Annotated in this window: 21 protein-coding genes; 14 read left to right on the top strand and 7 right to left on the bottom strand. The window is 68.6% G+C overall.

The annotated features are described in order from the left end of the window. The first annotated feature begins 52 nt into the window (after window positions 1-52). From KKR91_RS03855 to KKR91_RS03835, 5 genes are read left to right on the top strand one after another with little or no spacing between them, the layout of a single operon-like run. Entirely contained in the window at window positions 53-1,360 is a 1,308-nt protein-coding gene (locus KKR91_RS03855; RefSeq protein WP_210230023.1) for an ABC transporter substrate-binding protein, read from the top strand. An 11-nt stretch (window positions 1,361-1,371) separates the two neighbouring features. Beyond that, window positions 1,372-2,319, top strand: coding sequence for a carbohydrate ABC transporter permease (locus KKR91_RS03850; protein WP_210230021.1), 948 nt, complete (start codon window positions 1,372-1,374; stop codon window positions 2,317-2,319). Then, complete coding sequence (locus tag KKR91_RS03845) at window positions 2,320-3,138, top strand: carbohydrate ABC transporter permease (RefSeq protein ID WP_237686598.1); 819 nt, start codon at window positions 2,320-2,322, stop codon at window positions 3,136-3,138. After that, window positions 3,138-5,585: a beta-xylosidase/alpha-l-arabinosidase gene (locus tag KKR91_RS03840; protein WP_210230019.1), complete on the top strand. Its 2,448-nt coding sequence runs from the start codon at window positions 3,138-3,140 to the stop codon at window positions 5,583-5,585. Before KKR91_RS03845 ends, KKR91_RS03840 begins: the two co-directional genes overlap by 1 nt. A 9-nt stretch (window positions 5,586-5,594) precedes the next feature. Further along, on the top strand, window positions 5,595-6,578 hold the full coding sequence (locus KKR91_RS03835; RefSeq protein ID WP_210230018.1) for an acetylxylan esterase: 984 nt from the start codon (window positions 5,595-5,597) through the stop codon (window positions 6,576-6,578). On the opposite strand, the gene KKR91_RS03830 is transcribed toward KKR91_RS03835, so the two are convergent. The 4 genes from KKR91_RS03830 to xylA are packed head-to-tail and all read right to left on the bottom strand — an operon-like array spanning window position 6,575 to window position 10,671. Beyond that, window positions 6,575-7,105 (bottom strand): GNAT family N-acetyltransferase, encoded by a 531-nt coding sequence (locus KKR91_RS03830; RefSeq protein ID WP_210230016.1) that lies wholly within the window; start codon window positions 7,103-7,105, stop codon window positions 6,575-6,577. The genes KKR91_RS03835 and KKR91_RS03830 overlap by 4 nt on opposite strands. Window positions 7,106-7,114: 9 nt before the next feature. After that, window positions 7,115-8,050 carry an aldose-1-epimerase gene (locus KKR91_RS03825; protein WP_210230014.1) on the bottom strand — a complete coding sequence of 312 codons (936 nt, stop codon included), beginning with the start codon at window positions 8,048-8,050 and terminating at the stop codon, window positions 7,115-7,117. Between the two features lie 9 nt (window positions 8,051-8,059). Further along, the gene (locus KKR91_RS03820; protein WP_210230012.1) at window positions 8,060-9,481 is read right to left on the bottom strand and encodes an FGGY family carbohydrate kinase; all 1,422 of its coding nucleotides are present in this window, start codon (window positions 9,479-9,481) and stop codon (window positions 8,060-8,062) included. 2 nt (window positions 9,482-9,483) lie between these two features. Next, complete coding sequence (gene xylA, locus KKR91_RS03815) at window positions 9,484-10,671, bottom strand: xylose isomerase (protein ID WP_210230010.1); 1,188 nt, start codon at window positions 10,669-10,671, stop codon at window positions 9,484-9,486. A 162-nt stretch (window positions 10,672-10,833) separates the two neighbouring features. Here xylA and KKR91_RS03810 point away from each other — a divergent pair, with 162 nt between their 5' ends. Continuing rightward, window positions 10,834-12,141 carry an ROK family transcriptional regulator gene (locus KKR91_RS03810; RefSeq protein ID WP_210230008.1) on the top strand — a complete coding sequence of 436 codons (1,308 nt, stop codon included), beginning with the start codon at window positions 10,834-10,836 and terminating at the stop codon, window positions 12,139-12,141. On the opposite strand, the gene KKR91_RS03805 is transcribed toward KKR91_RS03810, so the two are convergent. From KKR91_RS03805 to KKR91_RS03795, 3 genes are all read right to left on the bottom strand, one after another. Continuing rightward, window positions 12,115-13,341, bottom strand: coding sequence for an NAD(P)/FAD-dependent oxidoreductase (locus KKR91_RS03805; RefSeq protein ID WP_237687479.1), 1,227 nt, complete (start codon window positions 13,339-13,341; stop codon window positions 12,115-12,117). The two genes, KKR91_RS03810 and KKR91_RS03805, sit on opposite strands and share 27 nt — an antisense overlap. Further along, entirely contained in the window at window positions 13,338-14,372 is a 1,035-nt protein-coding gene (locus KKR91_RS03800; protein ID WP_210230006.1) for an NAD(P)-dependent alcohol dehydrogenase, read from the bottom strand. Before KKR91_RS03800 ends, KKR91_RS03805 begins: the two co-directional genes overlap by 4 nt. A 552-nt stretch (window positions 14,373-14,924) precedes the next feature. Beyond that, window positions 14,925-15,890 carry a D-2-hydroxyacid dehydrogenase gene (locus KKR91_RS03795; RefSeq protein ID WP_210230004.1) on the bottom strand — a complete coding sequence of 322 codons (966 nt, stop codon included), beginning with the start codon at window positions 15,888-15,890 and terminating at the stop codon, window positions 14,925-14,927. Window positions 15,891-16,216: 326 nt separating this feature from the next. On the opposite strand from KKR91_RS03795, the gene KKR91_RS03790 reads away from it, so the two are divergent. The 8 genes from KKR91_RS03790 to KKR91_RS03755 all read left to right on the top strand — a co-directional run bounded on the left by KKR91_RS03790 (window position 16,217) and on the right by KKR91_RS03755 (window position 22,590). Then, complete coding sequence (locus tag KKR91_RS03790; protein ID WP_210230002.1) at window positions 16,217-17,338, top strand: DUF475 domain-containing protein; 1,122 nt, start codon at window positions 16,217-16,219, stop codon at window positions 17,336-17,338. A gap of 39 nt (window positions 17,339-17,377) precedes the next feature. After that, window positions 17,378-17,968 (top strand): TerD family protein, encoded by a 591-nt coding sequence (locus tag KKR91_RS03785; RefSeq protein ID WP_210230000.1) that lies wholly within the window; start codon window positions 17,378-17,380, stop codon window positions 17,966-17,968. 15 nt (window positions 17,969-17,983) lie between these two features. Then, complete coding sequence (locus KKR91_RS03780) at window positions 17,984-18,565, top strand: TerD family protein (protein WP_210229998.1); 582 nt, start codon at window positions 17,984-17,986, stop codon at window positions 18,563-18,565. A 74-nt stretch (window positions 18,566-18,639) separates the two neighbouring features. Beyond that, window positions 18,640-19,221 carry a TerD family protein gene (locus KKR91_RS03775; RefSeq protein ID WP_210229996.1) on the top strand — a complete coding sequence of 194 codons (582 nt, stop codon included), beginning with the start codon at window positions 18,640-18,642 and terminating at the stop codon, window positions 19,219-19,221. A 114-nt stretch (window positions 19,222-19,335) separates the two neighbouring features. Next, a complete protein-coding gene (locus tag KKR91_RS03770) occupies window positions 19,336-20,529 on the top strand; it encodes a toxic anion resistance protein (RefSeq protein WP_237687478.1) in 1,194 nt (397 codons plus the stop codon). 40 nt (window positions 20,530-20,569) lie between these two features. Beyond that, window positions 20,570-21,079: a hypothetical protein gene (locus tag KKR91_RS03765; protein ID WP_210229994.1), complete on the top strand. Its 510-nt coding sequence runs from the start codon at window positions 20,570-20,572 to the stop codon at window positions 21,077-21,079. Next, complete coding sequence (locus KKR91_RS03760) at window positions 21,079-21,630, top strand: TerD family protein (RefSeq protein ID WP_210229992.1); 552 nt, start codon at window positions 21,079-21,081, stop codon at window positions 21,628-21,630. The genes KKR91_RS03765 and KKR91_RS03760 overlap by 1 nt, the downstream gene beginning before the upstream one ends. A gap of 3 nt (window positions 21,631-21,633) precedes the next feature. After that, entirely contained in the window at window positions 21,634-22,590 is a 957-nt protein-coding gene (locus KKR91_RS03755; protein ID WP_210229990.1) for a hypothetical protein, read from the top strand. Window positions 22,591-22,592 lie beyond the last annotated feature (2 nt).

Raw genomic sequence — 22,592 nt, 5'->3', positions numbered from 1 at the left:
TTCGGCAACTGTTACGAAACTTTCGGAGCAGCCGTTCACGAGGAGCAGTTCAATGAAGAACACCCACAGCTGGTTCCGCCCGGCCGCCGCTGCCACCAGCGCGCTGGCTCTGGGCCTGTCCCTGGCCGCCTGTTCCGGCGGCGGTTCCGAGGCGTCGTCCAACCGCCCCGAGAATGAAGTGCATGTCCTGGTGTACGGCGACGCCGGCAACACCGTCGAACAGGCCATGGTCGACAGCTTCAACGAAACCTCCGACGTGAAGGTTGTCCTGGACACCATCCCCGGAGCCGAATACCAGCAGAAACTGCAGACCATCATCGACACCGATTCGGCGCCGGACGTCTTCTTCAACTGGGGCGGCGGCTCCATCACCGACTTTGTCGACGCGGGCCTGCTGATGCCGCTGAACGACTTCATGGAGGAGGATCCCCAGCTCAAGGACGGATTCCTGCCCACGGTGCTGGAGGCCGCCACCGTCGACGGCGAGATGTACGGAATTCCGATGCGCGGCACGCAGCCGGTGATGCTCTTTTCCAACAAGGACGTCCTGGCCTCCGCCGGCATCACGGAGCCTCCGGCCACCTGGGACGAGCTGCTGGCGGACGTCGAGCAGCTCAAGGCAGCCGGCGTCACCCCCATTGCCCTTGGCGGCGCAGACGAATGGCCCACCCAGATGTGGTTCTCCTATGTCTATGACCGCGTCGCCGGTCCCGAACTCTTCGAAACGGCCCTGAACGGCGATCCCAGCGTCTGGGAATCCGAAGAAAGCCGTGAAGCACTGGGCATGCTCCGGGAGCTTGTGGACACCGGCGCCTTCGGCAACAACTACCAGTCGGTGAAATTCACCGACGGCGGTTCGGCCTCCCTGCTCTCCAGCGGCCAGGCCGGCTTTGAGCTGATGGGCTCCTGGGCCTACTCCACCCACCGCGACGCCGCCCCCGAGTTCGCCGCCAATTCCCTGGGCTTCAGCGAATTCCCCGCTGTCGAGGGTGGTAAGGGCGCCCCGGAGAACGTGGTCGGCAACACCAACAACTACTACTCCGTGCTGGCGGACACCCGCTACCCGGACACCGTGCGCGACTTCCTGAAGCTGATGTACTCGGACGAATTCGTGCAGGAACAGGTGGCCATCGGCAACCTGCCCACCACCACCAACACCGAGCAGTTCCTGGACCAGGCCACCAATCCGGAGTACGCCCGCTTCCAGTTCGACCTGGTGCAGTCCGCTCCGAACTTCCAGCTCTCCTGGGACCAGGAGTACACGCCCTCGGCCACCCCGACCATCCACGGCGCCGTCGCTGACTTCTTCAGCGGCCGCATCGACGAGGACGGCTTCATCGCGGCGATGCAGGGACTCTAGGAACGTTTACGATGACAACGCTGATTCCACCCCGTTCCACCGCGCCGGAGGGTTCCCCCGCGACCCCTCCGGCCCGGGGCGGTCGGGACCGCAAGACCCGCCCGGGCGTGCTCTGGACCCTGCCGGCCACGGTGTTCTTCCTGCTCTTCGCCGTGGTGCCGCTGGTCGCCGTCGTCGTGCTTTCCTTCAGTTCCTGGCGCGGCCTGGGCGATCCCAAGTTCGTGGGGCTGGAGAACTGGCAGGAACTGGCCGGCGACTCGGTGATGATCCAAAGCCTGTGGCTGAGCCTGCTGTTCATTGTGCTCGGCGTCCTCACCCAGACCCCCATCAGCATCCTGCTTGGTGTCTGGGCGGCGGGCGAGCAGCGCAGCCGGGCCGTGCTCTCCGCCATCTACTTTGTGCCGCTGCTGCTGTCCTCGGCCGCGATTTCGGTGCTCTGGCGGGCACTGCTGGATCCCAACTTCGGGATTCCGGGGCAGTTGCGCTGGCTGTTCGGCGACGGGAACCTGTTTGGCCACCAGGCGAGCGCCATCGGCGTCATCATCTTCGTGGGGATGTGGCAGTTCACGCCGTTCCACACCCTGATCTACCAGGGCGCTGCCCGGTCCGTGCCGCCGGTGCTCTACCAGGCGGCCGAGGTGGACGGCGCGGGCAGGGTCCGGCAGTTCTTCAGCATCACCTTGCCGCAGATGCGCAACAGCATCATCACCTCGGTGATCCTGATGGTGGTGGGCGGGCTGACCACCTTCGAAACCGTGCTGATCCTGACCAATGGCGGGCCCGGCACGGAAACCACCATCACCGCCTTCTACATGTACGAGCAGGCGTTCCGCCGCTTCGACTTCGGCGTCGGAGCAGCCGTCGCCTTGGTCCTGGTGGTGGTGGCCACCACCATCTCCCTGATCATGGTGAAGGTCTCCGGCTACGACAAAATGCGCAGCACCATGGAGGGACTCTAGATGCGTACCCGGCCCAACTACATCGCCGGGGCTGCCGCTGCCGTGTGGCTGGTCATCGTGGCCCTGCCGCTGTACGTGATGATCGCGGCCAGCGTCCAGACCCGCGCGGACTTCAGCGCCAACGGCCCGCTCTCGCTGCCCACCAGCCTGACCTTCGACAATTACCTGGAGGTGTTCCGCAGCGGCTTCGGCGGCTACTTCCTGAACACCTTCATCGTCACCGGCGGCGTGGTGGCCATTGTGCTGCTGGTGGTTCCGCCGCTGTCCTATGCCATTGTGCGCAGCCAGGGCCGGGCCACCACGCTGATCTTCCGGTTCTTCCTGCTCGGCCTGGCCATTCCGGTCCAGGCCGTGATCGTGCCGATGTTCTACCTGATCAACACCGCCGGGCTCTATGACACCCTGCTGGGGATCATCCTGCCCACGGCGGCTTTTGCCCTGCCCATCTGCACCCTGATCCTGACCGGCACCATGCGCGACATCACCCCCGAACTGTACGAAGCCATGTCGGTGGACGGTGCCAGTCCGGCCCGCACCTTCCTGCGCCTGGTGCTGCCGCTGTCCAAGGGCGGGCTCTCCACGATTGCCGTGTTTGCCGCCCTGCAGGGCTGGAACGGATTCCTGCTGCCGCTGATCCTGACCCAGTCCGAATCCACCCGGGTGATCACCCTGGGCCTGTTCAACTTCCAAACCCAGTACGGCGTGAACGTGCCGGGGATCCTGGCCGCCGTCACGGTCTCCATGATTCCCGTCCTGCTGGTGTACCTCTTTGCGCGCCGCGCACTTGTCCAAGGCCTCATGGGGGTCGGAGGAAAGTAATGACCGATGCAATCACCGAACACGCCAGCTGGCGGAACGCCGCCCTGCCCGCCACCGAGCGTGCCGACGCCCTGATCGCCCAAATGACGCTGCGGGAAAAGACCGCGCAGCTCTTCGGCATCTGGGTAGGCGCCTCCGCCGAGGGCGGCGAGGTGGCACCGTACCAGCACGATATGACCGCAGTGGTGGACCTGGACGAGATCCTGCCGCACGGGCTGGGCCAGCTCACCCGGCCCTTCGGCACCCTGCCGGTGGATGCCGGCACCGGCGCGCTGTCCCTGATGCGCAGCCAGCAGCGCATCGCCGCCTCCAACCGGTTCGGCATTCCGGCCCTGGCGCACGAGGAATGCCTGGCCGGTTTTGCCGCCTGGGGCGCCACCGCCTATCCGGTCCCGCTGGCCTGGGGCGCCACCTTCAACCCGGACCTCATCCGGACCATGGCCGCCGCCATCGGAGCGGACATGCGCTCGGTGGGCATCCATCAGGGTTTGGCCCCTGTGCTGGATGTGGTGCGCGACGCGCGGTGGGGCCGGGTCGAGGAGACCATCGGCGAGGATCCCTACCTGGTGGGCACCATCGGCACCGCCTACATCCAAGGCCTGGAGGGGGCCGGCATCGTGGCGACGCTGAAGCATTTCGCCGGCTATTCCGCCTCCCGGGCCGGCCGAAACCTGGCGCCGGTGTCCATCGGCCCGCGGGAATTCGCCGACGTCGTCCTCGCCCCGTTCGAAATGGCGGTCCGGGAATCGGGGGTCCGTTCGGTCATGCATGCCTACACCGATACCGACGGCATCCCCTCGGCCGCTGACGCGGAGCTGCTGACCGGGCTGCTGCGTGAGACCTGGGGGTTCACCGGGACAGTGGTGGCCGACTACTTCGGCATCGCCTTCCTCAAGGAACTGCACCGGATCGCCGGCACGCTCGGGGAGGCCGGCAGCGCCGCCCTGAGCGCCGGCGTTGACGTGGAGCTGCCCACCGTCAACGCCTTCGGCGGGCATCTGCTCCGGGAGGTGGAATCCGGCCGGCTGGATATCGCCGTGATCGACCGCGCCCTGCGCCGGGTCCTGATCCAGAAGATCGGCCTCGGGCTGCTGGATCCGGACTGGAGCCCGGTGCCTGCCGCGCTGGCGGGCACACTGAACGACGACGACGGCGGCGACGGCGGCGTCACGGCCGTGGCCGATGCGGTGCGCGGCAGCATCACCCTGGACCCGCCCGAGAACCGTCGGCTGGCGGCGGAGGTCGCCGAGCAGTCCATCATCCTGACCGCCAACAACGGCATCCTGCCGCTGGCCGCACCGCAGCGGATCGCGCTGATCGGCCCCAATGCGGACAATCCAATGGCGTTCCTGGGCTGTTATTCCTTTCCAGCCCATGTGGGCAGCCAGCATCCCGGCACCCCGACCGGCATCGACCTGCCCACCGTCGCGGAGTCGGTGCGCACCGAGTTCCCGCAGAGCACCGTGACCGTGGTGCAGGGCTGCAGCATCGACGGCACGGACACCGGCGGCTTCGACGAGGCGCGCGCTGCCGCGGCGGCGGCCGACGTCGTCATCGCCGTCCTGGGCGACCGCGCCGGCCTCTTTGGCCGCGGCACCAGCGGCGAAGGCTGCGACGTGGAATCCCTGGTCCTGCCAGGCGTGCAGCAGCAGCTCCTGGATGCGCTGCTGGACACCGGCACCCCGGTGGTCCTGACCCTGCTCACCGGCCGGCCCTACGCCCTGGGCGGCGCGCCCGGGCGCGCTGCCGCCGTCGTGCATTCCTTCTTTCCCGGCGAGGAAGGCGGCCCGGCCCTCGCCGGGGTCCTCAGCGGCCGGATCAATCCCAGCGGCCGGCTGCCGGTCAGTGTGCCGGCGTCGCCGGGTGCTCAGCCGGCCACCTACCTGAGTGCACCGCTGGGCCGGATGACCGAGGTGTCCAGCATCGACCCGACCCCTGCCTATGCCTTTGGCCACGGCCTGGGGTACACGAGCTTCGAGTTCTCCGACCTGGTCCTGGACGGGCCGGCGAAGGTTCCGGTGGACGGGGAAACCGGCATCAGCCTCACCGTGACCAATACGGGAGGGCGCGACGGCGCGGAGATTGTCCAGCTGTACCTGCACGATCCGGTGGCTTCGGTGGTGCGTCCGGTGCAGCGGCTCATCGGCTACGCCCGGGTGCCGCTGGCAGCCGGCGCATCGGCCCGGGTTTCCGTCACCGTCCCGGCCGACATCGCTTCCTTCACCGGCGCCCGCGGGAACCGGATCGTGGAGCCGGGGATGCTGGAGCTGCAGATCGGATGCTCCAGCACCGATATCCGGCTGCGCCGGGAGGTGGAACTGACGGGCAGCACCCGGACGGTGGACCACACCCGGCGGCTGCACTGTGATTTCCACGTGCGCGACCTTCAGGTGCGCGAGGTCCCGGTGCGCGGCTTTCAGGTCGGAAAGATCACCGGCACCGGCTAGGCTTCCAGCATGTACACCGACCTCCCCGCCGACCAGCTGACCGCCTACCGGGGCAGCACCACCGCGCCGCAGGACCTGGACCGCTTCTGGTCCGAGACCCTGGAGGAAGCCCGCCGGCATCCGCTGGCCGTTGACGTCACCCCGTATCCCAGCGGGCTGCGGACGGTGGAGCTCTACGATGTGGTGTTCCCGGGCTTCGGCGGCGACCCCATCCGCGCCTGGCTGCGGCTGCCGGCCCGGAGTACCCGCGCCGACCCCGACAGCCCGCTGCCCGGCGTCGTGCAGTACGTGGGGTACGGCGGCGGGCGCGGCGACGCACACGAGAACCTGTTCTGGGCCTCGGCCGGGTACGCGCACCTGCAGATGGATACCCGTGGCCAGGGTGCCAGCTGGAGCAAGGGCGAAACGCCCGACGCCGCCGGCAGCGGCGGTCCGCAGGTTCCGGGCATGATGACCCGCGGCGTGCTGGATCCGCAGACCTACTATTACCGGCGGCTCATCACCGACGCCGTCCGCGCGGTGGACGCCATGCGGGGCCTGGCCACCGTTGATCCCGCCCGGGTGGCCGTGCTGGGCATGAGCCAGGGCGGGGGGCTTGCCCTGGCAGCAGCTGCGCTGTGCCCGGAGGTGGCCGCCGCCGTCGCCTTCGTTCCCTTCCTTTCGGACTTCCCCCGCGCGGTGACCGTCACCGATGCCTACCCGTACCGGGAGATCGCGGACTATCTGACCATCCAGCGCGGGCAGGCCGAAACGGTGATGGCCACCCTGGCCTACTTCGACACCGTGAACCTGGTGCCGCAGGCCACCGCCCCGGCACTGTTTTCGGTGGGCCTGATGGATCTCACCACTCCCCCGTCCACGGTCTACGCGGCGTACAACAACTATGGCGGGCCCAAGGAGCTGACGGTGTGGCCGTTCAACGGGCACGAGGCCGGAGCCATCGAGGACGAACTCGCCGCCCTGGCCTTCCTGCAGAGGCAGCTGGCGGGCTAGGCCGGGTTGTCGGCGGTGAACAGCTCGCAGTCGGTGTTGTAGTACCGGTCCGTGCTGCCCCGGTGCTGCATGCCGATTCTCGTGCAGACCCGCATCGACGCGGTATTGGCAGGGTTGGTGACCGCCACGACCTGCGCCAGCCCCGCATCGAACGCATGCGCCAGCACGACGGCGCCCGCTTCCGACGCGTAGCCCCTGCCCCAGCTGTCGGGATGGAAGTGCCAGCCGATTTCGGTGTCCCCGGACGGTGCACGTTGCGGGCCCGACGCCGGGATGGACTTGAGCAGCAGCGTCCCGGCCAGGTTCGCGCCCTTCTTGTCCTGCACGGCCCAGATGCCGCAGGTCCCGTCATCCACGCGGGCCCAGGCCTCAATGAGGGCGAGTGCCTCGGACCGGTCCTGCATCAGCTTCGGGGTGGTCCCGATGTAGCGCTGGACCTCCAGGCGGGAGTACAGGTCAAGGACGAAGCCGGCGTCCTCGGAGGTGTACGGGCGCAGGAGTAGGCGGGGCGTCTCCAGGGTTTGCATCTGGGCAGTCTACTGCTGCAGCCCGGCCTGCACAGCGCCGATCCGGAAGGCCAGCCGGTGCTCCTGCCCCGGTGCCAGCACCACCAGGTCCGCCCCGGAATTGAAGGCATCCGGCGGGCAGGTCATGGGCTCCACCGCCACGCCCAGCCGGCCCATTTTCTCGCCGGTGTAGACCTGCAGCCAGCGTGCGTCCCTGCCCTGGGCGGACAGCAGCGAGCCGAAGCCGGTCTCCGGATCGGTGAGTGTCACCTGCCACGCGCCGTCGGGCAGGCCGGTGAAGGCGTGGTCGGCGGCGCGGGCACCGACCGGTTCCGGGCCCCGGAAGGACAGTGCCGTGCCGGCGGTGTCCCGCAGTTCGGCCAGGTCCAGCGGCCGGCCGGGCTGCTCCGGGCCGCCGAGCACCCGGGCGGCGGGAACATCCAGCACGCAGCGGTCCACCGGGGCGCGGTCGGCGGTCAGGTAGGGATGGGCCGAGACACCGTACGGTGCCGGTTCGGTGCCGGCGTTCCGGGCCGAGAGTTCCACGCCCAGGCCCGTCCCGGCGTCGAGCGTGTAGACCGCCTCGAGCTCGAGTTGGAAGGGATACCCGGGCTGGCCCATCAGCCGGTGTGCTAGCACCACGTGGGTGTCCGAGGCCTCGGCCACCTCCCAGGCCTCCCAGCAGACCAGCCCGTGCAGGGCCATTGCGGTGTCCGGCTCGTTGACCGGCACCTGGTACTCGGTGCCCGCAAAGCTGTAGCGGCCGCCGGTGATCCGGTTCGGCCAGGGCATCAGCACCTTGCCGGAGAAGGCGTGCGGAATGGTATCCGGCGCCAGCGGCAGCACCAGGTCCTTCCCGTTCCGGGTGAGGGCGGCGAGTGCGGCGCCGACCGGGAAAACCGTGGCCCGGTAGTCCCCCGCAGCCAGCTCGACGGGTCGGCCGTTCGGGCCGAAGGTCACTGTCATGGGTCGGCCTTACCGGAGCGCCGGCAGCGTCGGATTCCCGGCGGCCTGCCGGTAACGTGCCAGCACCGACGGTGCCGGAGCGGCGGAGACCACCGCCGACGCGCCGTCGTGCCAGGCCGGCCATTCCCCGGTGAGGACGGCGGCGGCCTGCCGGGCGGCGCCGTCGGCCACGTATTCCCCAGGCTGCGGCACGGTCACCGGCAGCCCGAACACCGAGGACACGGCCTGCTGCAGCGCTTCGGACCGGGCCGCTCCGCCCACCAGGATCACCCGCCGCGCCTCAATGCCCAGCGCGGTAACGGCGGCCAGACCATCGGCCAGCGAACAGGCCACGCCCTCCATGGCGGCGCGGGCAAGGTTCGACGGCGTGTAGTTGGCCAGCGTGATCCCGTGCAGCGAGCCGGTGGCCTCGGGCAGGTTCGGTGTCCGCTCGCCCTCGAAGTACGGGACCAGGATCAGTCCCCCGGCACCGGCCGGTGCGCCCAGCGCCAGCCGGGTCAGCCCGGGCAGGTCCACGCCGAGCAGTGCTGCGGTGGCATCGAGCACGCGGGCGGCGTTCAGGGTGGCGGTCAGGGGCAGGAAGTGGCCGGTGGCATCGGCAAAACCTGCCACCAGGCCGCTGGCGTCGGCGGTCCGGTCCGCGGTGACGGCAAAAACGGTGCCGGAGGTGCCCACGGAGACGACGACGTCGCCCACCCCGGCGGCCACACCGAGTGCCGCGGCGGCATTGTCCCCGGCGCCGGGACCGATGAGGGCACCGGCCGGAGTGCGTCCGCCGGCCTCCAGCGGTCCCAGCACGCGGGGCAGCACCGGCACGTGGCCCAGGGTCTGTTCCAGCACTTCGGGCAGGTAGCGGCCGGTGGCCGGAGACCAGTAGCCGGTGCCGGAGGCATCCGACCGGTCCGTGGCCAGGGCCGCCAGGCCCTCGGCTCCGCTGCCCGGGCCGTGGCCGGCCAGCCGCCAGCTGAGCCAGTCGTGCGGCAGGCAGACCGCGGCGGTGCGGGCTGCGTTGTCCGGTTCGTTCTCGGCCAGCCAGCGCAGTTTCGCGGCGGTGATCGAGGCCACCGGAACCGTTCCGGTCGTGTCCGCCCAGTACCGGGCGCCGTCGGGCCCCGCCTCGGACACCAGATTGTCGGCGGCGGCCGCCGAGCGGGTGTCGTTCCACAGCAAGGCCGGCCGGACCACGGCACCGGTCTCATCCAGGCAGACCATGCCGTGCTGCTGCCCGCCCACCGAGACCGCTTCGACGTCGTCCAGTCCCCCGGCCGCCGCGGCCGCCTCCTGCAGGGCGGCCCACCAGGCCTGGGGATCCACCTCGGTGCCATCCGGATGGCGTGCACTGCCTTCGCGGACCAGGGCACCGGTGGCGGCATCCCGGATCACCACCTTGCAGGATTGGGTGGAGGTGTCCACACCGGCGACCAGGGCCATGACTAGCGCGCGCCCATCAGATGCTCGAGGGCCAGCTGGTTCAGCCGGACAAAGCCGAAGCCGCGCTCGCCGGCCTTGTCCGCGTCGAAGTCCTCGAAGGAAGCGGTGTCGGCGAGGAAGTCGGCGGTGGTTTCCCCGGCGTTCAGGGTGGTCTGGCCCAGTTCGAAGATGCCGGACACGGCCAGGGCCTCCTGGACCTCGGGGTCGGCGCGGAAGGCCTGCGCGCGTTCCTTGAGCAGCAGGTACATGGACATGTTGGCAGCAGCCGAGGCCCACACGCCGTCGTACCCTTCGGTGCGGGAGGGCTTGTAGTCGAAGTGCCGCGGACCGTCGTAGGTGGGCCCGCCGTTGGGGAACCCGTTTTCGAGCAGGTCAACGGTGAAGAAGGCGCTGGTGAGGTCGCCGTGGCCGAAGACCAGGTCCTGGTCGTACTTGATGGACTTCTGGCCGTTGAGGTCGATGTGGAAGAGCTTGCCGGCCCACAAAGCCTGCGCAATGCCGTGCGTGAAGTTCAGGCCCGCCATCTGCTCGTGCCCGGTCTCCGGATTCAGGCCCACGATGTCGCCGTGCTCCAGCTGGCCGATGAAGGCGAGCGCGTGGCCGATGGTGGGCAGGAAAATGTCGCCGCGGGGTTCGTTCGGCTTGGGCTCCAGCGCGATGCGCAGGTTGTAGCCCTGCTCCTTGATGTAGCCGGCAGCGGTGTCGATGCCTTCCTTCATCCGGTCAAAGGCGGCGGCGAAGTCCTTGGACCCGTCGTATTCGGCACCTTCCCGGCCGCCCCACATGACGAAGGTTTCCGCCCCCATCTCCGCGGCGAGGTCCAGGTTGGCCAGGACCTTCCGCAGCGCGAAGCGGCGGACCGAGCGGTCGTTGGAGGTGAAGCCGCCGTCCTTGAACACCGGATGGCTGAACAGGTTGGTGGTCACCATGGGGACCTTGAGCCCGGTTTCGGCCAGCGCGGTGGTGAAGTTCTTCAGGATCTGTCCGCGCTCGGAGGCCGTGGCGTCAAAGGGGACCAGGTCGTTGTCGTGGAAGGTGACGCCGTAGGCGCCCAGTTCGGCGAGTTTATGCACGGCCTCGATCGGGTCCAGTGCGGAGCGGGTGGGGACCCCAAAGGGATCGTTGCCGGTCCAGCCCACGGTCCAGAGGCCGAAAGTAAAACGGTCGGAAGCGGATGGCGTCGTTGTCACAGTGCACTCCAATAGCCGGTATTAGTTGGAGTCAACAACATATTGGCGGAAATAACCGCTGTCAATGGGTGCAGCGAGTTACGCTGGACGCCACGGCCCCTGTCCCGCGGCGCCCCGCGGGAGTTGTCCCGGCCCCCATTCCTGAGCAGAAACGGCAGCACAATGAGCACCTCCCCCGGTACCGCCCAAGGGCCCTCGCCCCAGGGAACCGAGCGTGTCCGCGGGCAGAACCTCTCCCGGATCCTCACCCTGCTGCACCGCCAGGGCCCCCTCTCCCGGGCGGAGCTGACCCGGCTGTGCGGCTTCAACCGTTCCACGGTGGGTGCCCTCGTGTCCGAACTGGCGCAGCTCGGGCTCGCCTATGAGACCGAACCGGCCGCCGCCCGCCGCGTCGGCCGGCCCAGCCCGCTGGTCCATGCCAACGAGAACGTTGCTGCCATCGCCGTCCACCCCGACGTCGATGCCGTCACCGTGGGGCTGGTGGGCCTGGGCGGAAAGGTCCACCGCCGCATCCGGTACGACGCCGGATCGCTGCCAACCGTGGCCGACACCGTCAGCATCAGCCGGTCCGTGGTGGAGGGGATGTCATCCGAGCTGGCCGCGATGACGCTGATCGCCGGTATTGGCGCGGCGGTGCCCGCGCTGGTGAACAGCAATGACGGCACCGTTTTGCTGGCACCGCACCTGAACTGGTCCGATGAGCCGCTGGCCGCCGAACTCTCCGCCGGGCTGGGGCTTCCGGCGCGCGCAGCGAATGACGCAAACCTGGGGTCCCTGGCCGAGAGCCTCTTCGGCGCCGCCGTGGGCGAGTCCGACGTCGTCTACTTGAACGGCAGCGCCAGCGGCATCGGCGGCGGCGCCTTGGTGGGAGGTGTGCCGCTGCGCGGAGCCACCGGGTATGCCGGGGAACTGGGCCATACCGTGGTCAACGACGCCGGAAGCCTGTGCCACTGCGGCCGCCGCGGCTGTCTCGAAACGGAGGTCAGCCTTAGCCGGCTGCTGGCCATCCTGGGGCTGGAGCATGCCGACCAGGACCAGCTGGAAGCGTCCATGGCCGGGAACTCCTCCCCCGAACTGGTCGCTGAGTCGCACCGGCAGCTGGACCTGCTGGCCGCTGCGCTGACCGATTTTGTGAACATTTTCAATCCGGGCGTGATCGTGCTTGGCGGTTTCCTGGGCGTGCTGCACTCGTTTGTCCCGGGCCGCTTGGAGGCGGCAGTGGCCGACGGCGCGATCGGCGGGTTGGGCGCGGAGGTCCGGATCCGGCGCGCGGCCCTCGGTTCGGAACTGCTGCTGGTCGGGGCGGCCGAGCTGGTGTTCGCCGGGCTGCTGGCCGATCCGTCATCCGCGGGCGCCCTGCCCGCCGGGGTTCAGGCCTGGTTGCCGGCGTCAGCCGGCGAGGTGCTGCCAGCGTCAGCCGGCGAGGCCGTCGAGGTGCCGGCGTCAGCCCGCGGACACCGGACCGACTGAGCGCACCAGCCGCTCCGGCCGGAACGGCGCCAGCATCGGATGCCGCCGGCCGGTCAGGATCTCCCCGGCCAGCAGTTCCCCCGCGATCAGCCCCAGCGTTGCCCCGGAATGGGTGAAAGCGGTGTAGCAGCCGGGCACGGCCTCGAGTTCGCCGAGCACCGGCAGGCCGTCGCCGGGGATGGGCTTGAGTCCGATCCGCCAGCTCTGCGGCACCAGCCGGGGGTGGCCGGCCAGCAGCGCCGAGGCCTCGTCCGCCAGGTCCTGCGCGACCTGCGGGTCCACCGCCCACCCGCCGTCCTCTGCCTGGACAATCTGGTCCAGGTACCAGGTGTGGTCCATCACCAGCCGCGACCCGGGGTGCGGCCGCACCGAGACCCGCGGGGTGTTCAGCACCGCCCTCAGGCCGTGGGCCCGGGGTTCGGTGACCACCAGCATGGCCAGCTCCGAGCGGTCCGGCAGCTCCAGCCCCAGCCCGCTGAGGATTCCCGGCGTGCCCGCCCCGGCCGCGACGACGACGGCGTCCGCCGGATAGAGCTGCCCGTCCTCGGTCCGGAGCCCGACGGCGGTGCCTGCGTTAGTCACCACCGAGGTCCGTCCCGCTGCGGTTACCAGGGTTCCGCCGCCAAGGGCGAAGTCGTGCAGCAGGTGCCGGATCAGGTGCGGCAGGCTCACCCAGCCTTCACCTGGGTTGAACAGGACGGTGGACGGCAGCGCCGCGGGATCCAGTCCGGGCAGCAGCCGGGTCAGGTCGGCGGCGGATACCAGGTGCGCCTCGTACGCCCGGTCCCATTGGGTCTCGTACCGCTCGGCGAGCGCCAGCACGGTGGTGCCCGGGGCGCCGGTGCCGTCGTCGTCGGTTGCGCCCGGAACGCTGACGATCCCCGAAACGCCGGCGCCGTCGTCGTCCTCCCAGTACACGCCGCCGTCGAACTTCAGCCAGTCGATGCCGGGCTGCCCAGCCAGCAGGGTGCGGTAGCGGTCCATGCCGGCCAGGCGCAGGTGGTGGTAGCCCAGCGGATAGCTGCCGCCGGAGTTCAGCCAGGACAGCGACCGGCCCGACGCCCCGCTGGCCGGATGCCCCTCCGTGACCAGGGTGACGCGGGCGCCTCCGCGCAGCAGTGCCACTGCGGTGGAGACCCCCAATATCCCCGCACCCTGGACCGCCACGTCCGGTCCGGACCCTTCGCCGGGAGTGGTCACCGGAAGCCTCCGCCCGGCGGAATCAGCATGCCGCGGCCGGTGAGTTTGCCGGCGTCGAGGTCGTGCATGGCCTGGACGGCGTCGTCGAGGTCGTAGGCGGTGGTGTGCAGGCGGATCCGGCCTTCGGCGGTGAGCGTCATCAGTTCGGCCAGGTCCTGGTACGTGCCCACCAGGTTCCCGACCACGGAAATTTCGCGGGAGATCAGCTCGAGGGTGGGGACCTGCACGGTGCCGCCGTAGCCGATCGCGTAGTAACTGCCCCTGTTGCGCAGCATCTGGATGCCCTGCGCTTCGGTCCCGTGCTCGCCCACGAAGTCGAACACCACGTGCGCTCCCCCGCCGGTGGCCTCCAGCACCGCGGCGGTGTCCGGACTGCGGAGCACGGTGTCGGCGCCCAGTCCGGCGGCCAGTTCCAGCGCGGCCTCGGAGGTGTCGGTCACGGTAATGGTCGCGGCGGTCAGGGCCTTCAGCGATTGCACGCCGATGTGGCCGAGGCCGCCGGCGCCGATCACCACGGCCTGGGTTCCCGGGGTCAGCAGCGGTACGGCCTTGCGGACCGCGTGGTAGGCGGTCAGGCCGGCGTCTGCGAGCGCGGCGATGTCCGCCGGCTGCAGGCTCGGATCCAGCTTGACGACGGCGCGGGCGTTGGTCTTGAGCTGTTCGGCCATGCCGCCATCGGTGTTCAGGCCTGGGAACAGCGAGTTCTCGCAGTGCGAATCCTCTCCGGCACGGCACGGCGGGCAGAGACCGCAGGTAACGAGCGGGTGCATGATCACGGTGTCGCCCGGCACCACGTTTTCGACGGCGGAGCCGACCTCTCGCACCCAGCCGGCGTTCTCATGGCCGAGGATGTACGGCAGCTGCGGATGTTGGATGGCATCCCACTGGCCCTCGATGATGTGCAGGTCGGTGCGGCACAGCCCGGCGGCGCCCACGTCCACAATCACATCCCAGGGTCCGGTAATTTCCGGTTCCGGCACCTCGTCGATCTTTGGGTCCTCGCCGTACCGGTGTACACGGACTGCTTTCACGCCGCACTTCCCTTCGGTAGAAAGCCGCCGGCTGCCAGGTTTCGTTCCCGCGGTCTGGCCGGGATTCTGAGTTGCGGCCGGGCTCCCCAGTCTGGGGTGGGAGCAGGAACGGGTCAACGGGTAGTCGTGGCTGGTGCAGTGGGGTCGGTCTGTGGCGTCGAGTGTTGGGATCATGCCCTGTCCGTCCACCCAGTGTCGGGATCATGCCTAAGTCCGGCCGTCCTTCCGGCAGCAACCCGACACTCGGTGAAGGAGAACGGCAGCAACCCGACACTCGGCGAAGGAGAACGGCAGCAACCCGACACTCGGCAAAGGGAAACGGAAACAGCTCCACCCTGGCGGCTCGCGAAGCCTCGAGTGTCGGGATCACGCCCTTCCACGCGACACCGACCCGGCGAGTGTCGGGATCACGCCCTGTCCGTCCGCCGAGTGTCGGGATCATGCCTAAGTCCGGCCGCTATTCCGGCAGCAACCCGACACTCGGCGAAGGAGAACGGCAGCAACCCGACACTCGACGAACGGCAACTCGGCGAAGGGCAACACGGCAAGAGCTCAGGCTGAAACAAACCCCAGCCGCTTGTCCACGACATTCGCCAACGGCCGCCCGGCCTTATACGCGGCCAGATTGTCGGCGAACTGGCGGGCCAGCGCCGGCAACCGGTTCTGCGCATCCCCGGACAGGTGCGGGGTGACCAGGACATTCTCCAGCTCCCAGAGCCCGCTGCTCACCGGCAGCGGCTCGGCCTCGAACACGTCCAGTGCCGCCCCGGCCAGCCGCCCGGTCCGCAGCGCGTCCTCCAGTGCGGACTCGTCCGCCAAGGCGCCGCGGCCCACATTGACCACTACCGCCGTCGGCTTCATCGCGGCCAGGACATCGCGGCTGAGCAGCCCGCGCGTTTGCGGGGTCAAGGGGGCCGCCAGGACGATGTAGTCGTACTGCCCGGCCACAACTGCGAAGTCGGCGCTGGCGTGGATGGTGCCGAAGTCCGGATCGCCGCTGCGGGCGGTGCGGCCCATCCCCTCCACATGGAGCCCGACGGCGGTGAGCAGCTGCGCGGTGGTGCGGCCGATGCTCCCGGTGCCGGCCACCAGCACCGACGCCCCGGCCAGGTCGGCGGTTCCGTAATGGCTCCACTGCCGCGCCCGCTGCTGCGCGGCCGCCCGGCCGAAATCCTTCGCTAAGTGGAGCAGCGCGCCCAGCACATGCTCCGCCATCGGCCGGTCGAAGATCCCGCGGGCGTTGGTGAGCACAACGTCGGAGGCCGCCAGCTCCGGAAACAGCAGCTTGTCCACGCCGGCGGCCGGAACGTGGATCCAGCGCAGGGAATCGGCAGCCGGCCAGGCCTGCCGGACGCCGTCGGCGAAGAAGTCCCAGAGATACAGAATGTCCGCCCCGGGCAGGGCCGCGGGCAGGCCGGCCGCGTCGGTGACCCGCACCTCGGCCTCGCGCTCCAGCTCTGCCAGGCCAACAATGGGACGGTTTCCGGCCAGGACGGCGATGACGGGCTGTGGCTGCATGCCCCCAGCCTACGGCTGCATCCAACGAACCCGATTAACCCGAATGAGCACGCTAATCGCAGCCGAAATGTGACCAATCCCCATGGCCGTGGACATCGTCGCAAAAGGCGGTAAAACGCGTGCGGCATTCCCCCGTTTATGCCCCGATTCCGGTGCAACAAGTTCCCGAAAACGGCGGCCGGGCGCACTCAAAAGGTCATTTGCTACCCTGCGGGAGGGTACGACATACTGAAAGATAAATCAGGGGACACCCCTTGCCTTATTATTGCCCCGCTTCCGCCTCCCGGAATGCGGGGAAACAAGCACCTGAAGGAGCTGCAAGCGGAGTGTTCGCGAAAACTTTTGGCTGGTCATTCATCCTGACCGGCGTGGCGCTGGTCCTCGCCTTCCTTTACGGCGGCACCAACGCCCTTATTCTCTGCGCCATTCTCGGCGTGCTCGAGATCAGCCTCAGCTTCGACAACGCGGTGGTCAACGCCCGCATCCTCGAACGCATGAGCCCCTTCTGGCAGAAGATGTTCCTCACCGTGGGCATCCTGATCGCCGTCGTCGGCATGCGCATCCTCTTCCCGCTGCTCATCGTGGGTGTCACCGCCAGCCTCAACCCGGCCGAAGCGCTGACGCTCGCCCTGGAAAAGGGCGACATCGAGACCGAAGGCACGTACGCCTACCTGCTCAATGAGGCCCACCCGCAGATCGCCGCCTACGGCGGACTCTTCCTGCTCATGCTCTTCCTGGACTTCATGTTCGAAGAGCGCGACATCCACTGGCTGGGCTTCCTGGAACGCCCGCTGGCCTTCATCGGCAAGCTCGGCAGCGCCACGCTGGTCGTGGCCATGGCCGCACTGCTGTTCATCGGCGCCTTTGCCGGTGACAGCCAGGTTGACGTATTCATCGCCGGCGCCGCCGGAATCCTGACCTACCTCCTGGTCACCGGGCTGGGCGACCTCTTCGACGTCGACGGCGACGGCGACACGGATGCCGACGACACCGATGCCACCGCGGCGAAGATCGCCGGCGGCAAGAAGTCCGGCCCCAACGGGCTGGTCAAGGCAACCGGCAAGGCAGCCTTCATGCTCTTCCTCTACCTGGAAGTCATCGACGCGTCCTTCTCCTTCGACGGCGTCATCGGTGCCTTCGCGATCACCTCGGACCCGATCATCATCGCGCTGGGCCTGGGCCTCATCGGGGCCATCTTCGTCCGCTCCATGACCATCTTCCTGGTCAAGCAGGGCACCCTGGACGACTACGTCTACCTGGACCACGGCGCGCACTGGGCCATCGGCGCCCTCTCTGTGATCCTGCTGCTGACCATCAACATCCACATCAACGAGGTCATCACCGGCCTGATCGGCCTGGTCTTCATCATCGCCGCGCTGACCTCCTCGATCATCCGCAACAAGCGGGTTGCGGCGGCCGCCCCGGCCACCCCCGAATTTTCCAAGTAACACCCCCTGAAGTCACAAACCTAAGGAATTGGGAACAACATGGCACTTAGCTTGAAAAAGGGCGAATCCCTTTCACTGACCAAGCGCGACGGCGGCGCCCTCACCCGGACCCGGATGGGCCTGGGCTGGGACTCCGCAGCACCGGTCAAGCGCGGACTGTTCGGCACCCGCAAGGCGGCCGAAGTGGACCTGGATGCCTCGGCCATCTTCTTCGACGCCGCCGGCAAGGCCGTGGACTCGATCTGGTACGGCCAGCTGGCCTCCAAGGACGGCTCCACCCGCCACACCGGTGACAACGTCACGGGTGCCGGCGACGGCGACGACGAGACCATCCTGGTGGACCTGACCAAGGTCTCCCCCGCCGTCACGCAGATCGTCTTCGTGATCAGCAGCTACAGCGGACAGAGCTTCGACCTGGTGCAGAACGCCTTCTGCCGCCTGGTGGATGACTCAACCTCCGGCAGCCCGGAGATCGCCCGCTACGAGCTCACCGACGCCGGAACCCACACCGCCATGATCATGGCCAAGGTTTCCCGCGACGGCGCCGGCTGGACGTTCAAGGCCATCGGCGACCGCGCCACCGGCCGCACCGTCGTCGACCTGATCCCGCACGCAGCACGCGTCCTCTAGCAGCAAAGGAATCCGATGAGCAGTCTGAGCCTGAGCAAGGGCGGCAACCTCTCCCTGACCAAGGCCGATCCCGGCCTGGAACGGGCCATGATCGGCCTTGGCTGGGATCCCCGCACCACCAGCGGTGATTCCTTTGACCTGGACGCCTCGGCACTGCTGCTGAGCAGCAGCGGCAAGGTCCGTTCCCAGGCTGACTTCATCTTCTACAACCAGCTGGCCACGCCCGACGGCGCCGTCGTCCACCAGGGCGACAACCGCACCGGTGCCGGCGACGGCGACGACGAGAAGATCCTCATCGACCTGACCCTGGTGGCGGACGATGTGGACCGGATCGTCATTGTGGTCTCCATCGACCAGGCCGATGCCCGGCACCAGAACTTCGGGCAGATCCGCGACGCGTTCTGCCGCGTGGTCAACCAGGACACCGACCGCGAGGTGGTGCGCTACGACCTCAGCGAGGATGCAGCGTCGGAGACCTCGATGATTTTCGCGGAGATCTACCGCAACCGTGGCGAATGGAAATTCCGCGCCGTCGGCCAGGGCTACGCCTCGGGCCTGTACGGAATCGCCACCGATTTCGGCATCGCCCTGGACTAGGCTCCAGGCCTCAGCAGCACGCAGCAAAGCGTCCACGCAGCACAGCGTTCAACCCCAAAAAGGAGTGCATCACCATGGCAGGACTTTCCCTCACCAAGGGCAGCAACCTCTCCCTGACCAAGACCGATCCGGGCCTGCAGCAGGCACTGGTCGGACTGGGCTGGGACCCGCGCAGCACCACGGGCGACGCCTTCGACCTGGACGCATCAGCCCTGCTGGTCTCGGCCAGCGGCAAGGTGCGTTCCTCGGCGGACTTCATCTTCTACAACCAGCCCGCCGCTGCCGACGGCTCCGTCACCCACCTCGGTGACAACCGCTCCGGCGCCGGCGACGGCGACGACGAGCAGATCCTGGTCGACCTGACCAAGGTCGGCGCCGACGTCGAACGCGTGGTCATTGTCGTTTCCATCGACCAGGCCGATACCCGCCGGCAGAACTTCGGCCAGGTCCGCGGCGCCTACTGCCGTGTGATCAACCAGGGCACCGAGCAGGAAATTGTCCGTTACGACCTCAGCGAGGACGCAGCACCCGAGACGTCCATGATCTTCGCCGAGATCTACCGCAACGGCGGCGACTGGAAGTTCAAGGCCGTGGGCCAGGGCTACGCCACCGGCCTGGCCGGCATCGCCACCGATTTCGGTGTCGACCTGAGCTAGTCCCGGTTTTTTCCTTCCGTTCCACACGGGGAGTGTTCCATTTTTGGGAGCACTCCCCGCAGCTCCATCAGACACAGCTCCAATCAGACGCCGCTCAAGCAGAAAAGGCTGGACATGACCACCCCGTTGACACCCCCGGACGCCACCGAAGCCACCCTGGTCCTCCATGCACCCGAGCCGCCGGCCGAGGTTGCCCCGGCCGATGCCCCGGGCATGGTGCCGATTCCCGATGAGCGGCGCCGCGAACTTGCCGTGCAGGCCAAGGCCTTCGTGGACGAAGTTTCGAAGCTTGACGCCCGCAGCCCCGAGTTCAGCTCGCAGGTGGACAGCATCAACAAGCTGGCCGGAGCGGAAATGACCGCCTCCGCCGGCTACTCCTCCCGCCTGCTGGAGCGCTCCTCCACGTCCGTGGCCGGCGCCAAGAAGTCCGGCAACGACTCGCAGAAGAAGGTGGCCAACACTCTTGGCGAGCTGCGGACCACGGTGGAGGACCTCACCCCGAACCAGGCCAACCTCAGCACCGGCCGTAAGATCCTGGGCTTCATTCCCGGCGGCAACAAGCTGGCCAAGTACTTCCAGAAGTACGAGACCGCGCAGGTGCAGCTGGACAAGATCATCAAGGCCCTGATGGCCGGGCAGGATGAACTGCTCAAGGACAACGCCTCCCTCGCCGGGGAAAAGGTCCAGCTCTGGAAGACCATGCAGGACCTGACCGAGTACTCCGTGCTCGCCGACGCCCTGGACGCGGCCTGCGTGCAGAAGATCGAAACCGCCCGCAACGCCGGCCAGATCGAGGAAGCCAAGGCTTTGGAAGCGGACATCCTCTTCCCGGTCCGGCAGCGCCGCCAGGACATCCTCACCCAGCTGGCCGTCTCGGTGCAGGGCTACCTGGCCATGGACCTGATCCGCAAGAACAACGTGGAACTGATCAAGGGTGTGGAACGCGCCCGCACCACCACCATTTCCGCGCTGCGCACCGCTGTGATCGTGGCCCAGGCCCTGGCCAACCAGAAGATGGTCCTGGACCAGATCGACGCGGTGAACACCACCACGAACAACATGATCCTGAGCACCAGCGAAATGCTCAAGGACCAGACCGCCCGCATCCACCAGCAGGCCTCCAGCTCCGGCGTGAGCGTGGAGACCCTGCAGAAGGCGTTCGACAACGTCTTCGAGACCATGGACGCGATCGACACGTTCCGTTCCGAGGCCGCAAAGAACATGGAAGGCACGGTCAAGTCGCTGGAGTCCGGTCTGGAAAAGGCCCGCCCGTACCTGGAGCGGTCCCGCCAGAGCGAGTCCCGCTAGTCCGTTTGGTCAGCGACAATGAGTTCGAAACGGTGAAACAGTGATCGGCAGATTCTTCGGCTCCCTGTTCGGCAACGCCCCGGCTCCGGCCGCGGGTGTTGCCGAACCGGCGCCGCCGTCCACCGAGGATGACGAGCTGCGGGACACGGTTGAATCCCTGGACCGGCTGCGCCGCGCCGTGCGTGCAGCCGGTGCCGCGCTGCCCCCGCTGGTCACTTCCCAGGTCCGGCAGATTGAGGACGTGCTGCGGCCGCTGCTGGGCCACATTGCCGAACACGGCGCGTCCACCGAGCAGCGGGTACTGCTCAACGCCATCATCACCAACTACCTGCCCACTCCCCTGCGTGCCTACACCGGCATCAGCGAGCGGGAGCGCAGCGACGATTCCGAGGCCACCGCATTGCTCGTTGAACAGCTCACCACCCTGGAGGGCATCGCCCGGGACCTGGACAACCAGGTCCGCACCGGTGCCATCGCCGAACTGTCCACCCACGGCCGGTTCCTGGAAGACAAATTCGCCCCCTCCACGCTGCAGCTCGGTGAGCGCTGATGGGCTCCCTGGTTGCCGGCGCCAACGCCGCCCTGACCGCCGAGAACCCCGGCCTCACCGATGTGATGGTGGGCCTGGGCTGGTCGGTGATCGCCAGCCGCGGGCCGCAGGCCGAGCTGGTGCCGCTGGCGCTATTGTGCGACGGCGACGGCCGGGTCCTGTCCGATGCCCACCTGGTGTTCTTCAACCAGCTGGCCAGCCCGGATTCCGCCGTGGTGTTCGCCGGCTCCGAGGACCAGGAGCAGATCGACGTGCACCTGCCCGGCGTGCCGGAGCAGGTGGCGAAGATCGTGTTTGCCGTTTATGCCGACCCGGAAATCCGCGGCCCCGGGACCTTCGCCGCGGTCCGCGACGCGTACATCCACGTGGCGGGTGCCGACGGCCGGGAACTGGTGCGCTTCGGCATCGCCCCGGGCAAGCTGGACTCCATCACCGCGATGATGTTCGGCGAGCTGTACCGGCACCGCGACGGCTGGAAATTCCGCGCCCTGGGCCAGGGCTACACCACCGGGCTGCGCGGCCTGGCCGCCGATTTCGGCTTCGGCATCTAGCCGATGGCGATCAACCGTTCCCCCGGCGCCCGCACCGATTTCCCGTTCCTGACCCGCCGGGTCAAGCCCGCGGCGGCGTCCGCGGCTGCCGCACCGGCAGTCCATTCCGCCGTCCGGCCGGCTGCCCCGGCACCCGCTGTTGCTGCCCCGCCGGCAACCTCCACGCCGCCGTCGTCGCCGCCGTCGTTATCGCTGGGCCTTTCCCGCCCGACGACGCCGCGGCCCGGCACCCAGCCGCCCCCGCCCGCCGCCACGACGAGCTCATCCGTGCCGTCGCTGTCGCTGGGCCTCTCCCCCGCCGCTGAGGCCTCGGCCTCCCGTGCCGCCGCCCCCGCCACCGGAAACAGCAACGCTCCCGGCGGCACCCGCGCCGGCGGTCCGGCCCGCAGCGCGAACCCGGCCGCCCGGCTGTTCGCGGCCCCGGAAATCGACGAGGTCCGCACCCTGGACGAAAAGGCCCCGCTGGTGCGCCTGTCCCCACTGCAGTCCGCCATCGGCAGCCTGCTGGTCACCGGCACCCGCGCCGTGGTGTGGGAGGCCACCGACCTGACCACCGGCGCGCGCACCGCGGACCGCACGGACATCACCGGCACCGAGGTGCAGACGTCCGGCAACCGCCAGCTGCTGGACTACGTGGAGAAGGTCGCGGTGGTGCCGCTGCGCCACATCGGCGAACTGCGCCGGGCCCTGTTCATTCCACAGCCGGGCACCACCATGCTCGTGGAAATTTACGACGGCGGCAGTGTTGCCGTGCCCTTCGAGACCACCGACCCCGCCAGCCCGGGCGGTTCAGCCGGCTCCGCCCAGCCGCTGATGCAGGTGCTGTCCCTGCTGCGCGTGGGCAACCAGGTGGAGCTGCGCGCCGAACCGCTGCCCGCCGGGCTGGAGCCGCGGGAAATCTGGGCGGAATTCGGTTTCTCCATGACCGAATCCGTCTCCGCCTCGCTGCGAAGGAACTAAGC

Origin of the sequence: Arthrobacter jiangjiafuii, assembly GCF_018622995.1 — a bacterium.
Classification (GTDB): Bacteria; Actinomycetota; Actinomycetes; order Actinomycetales; family Micrococcaceae; genus Arthrobacter_B; species Arthrobacter_B jiangjiafuii.
This window is presented reverse-complemented; position numbering and strand designations above follow the sequence as displayed.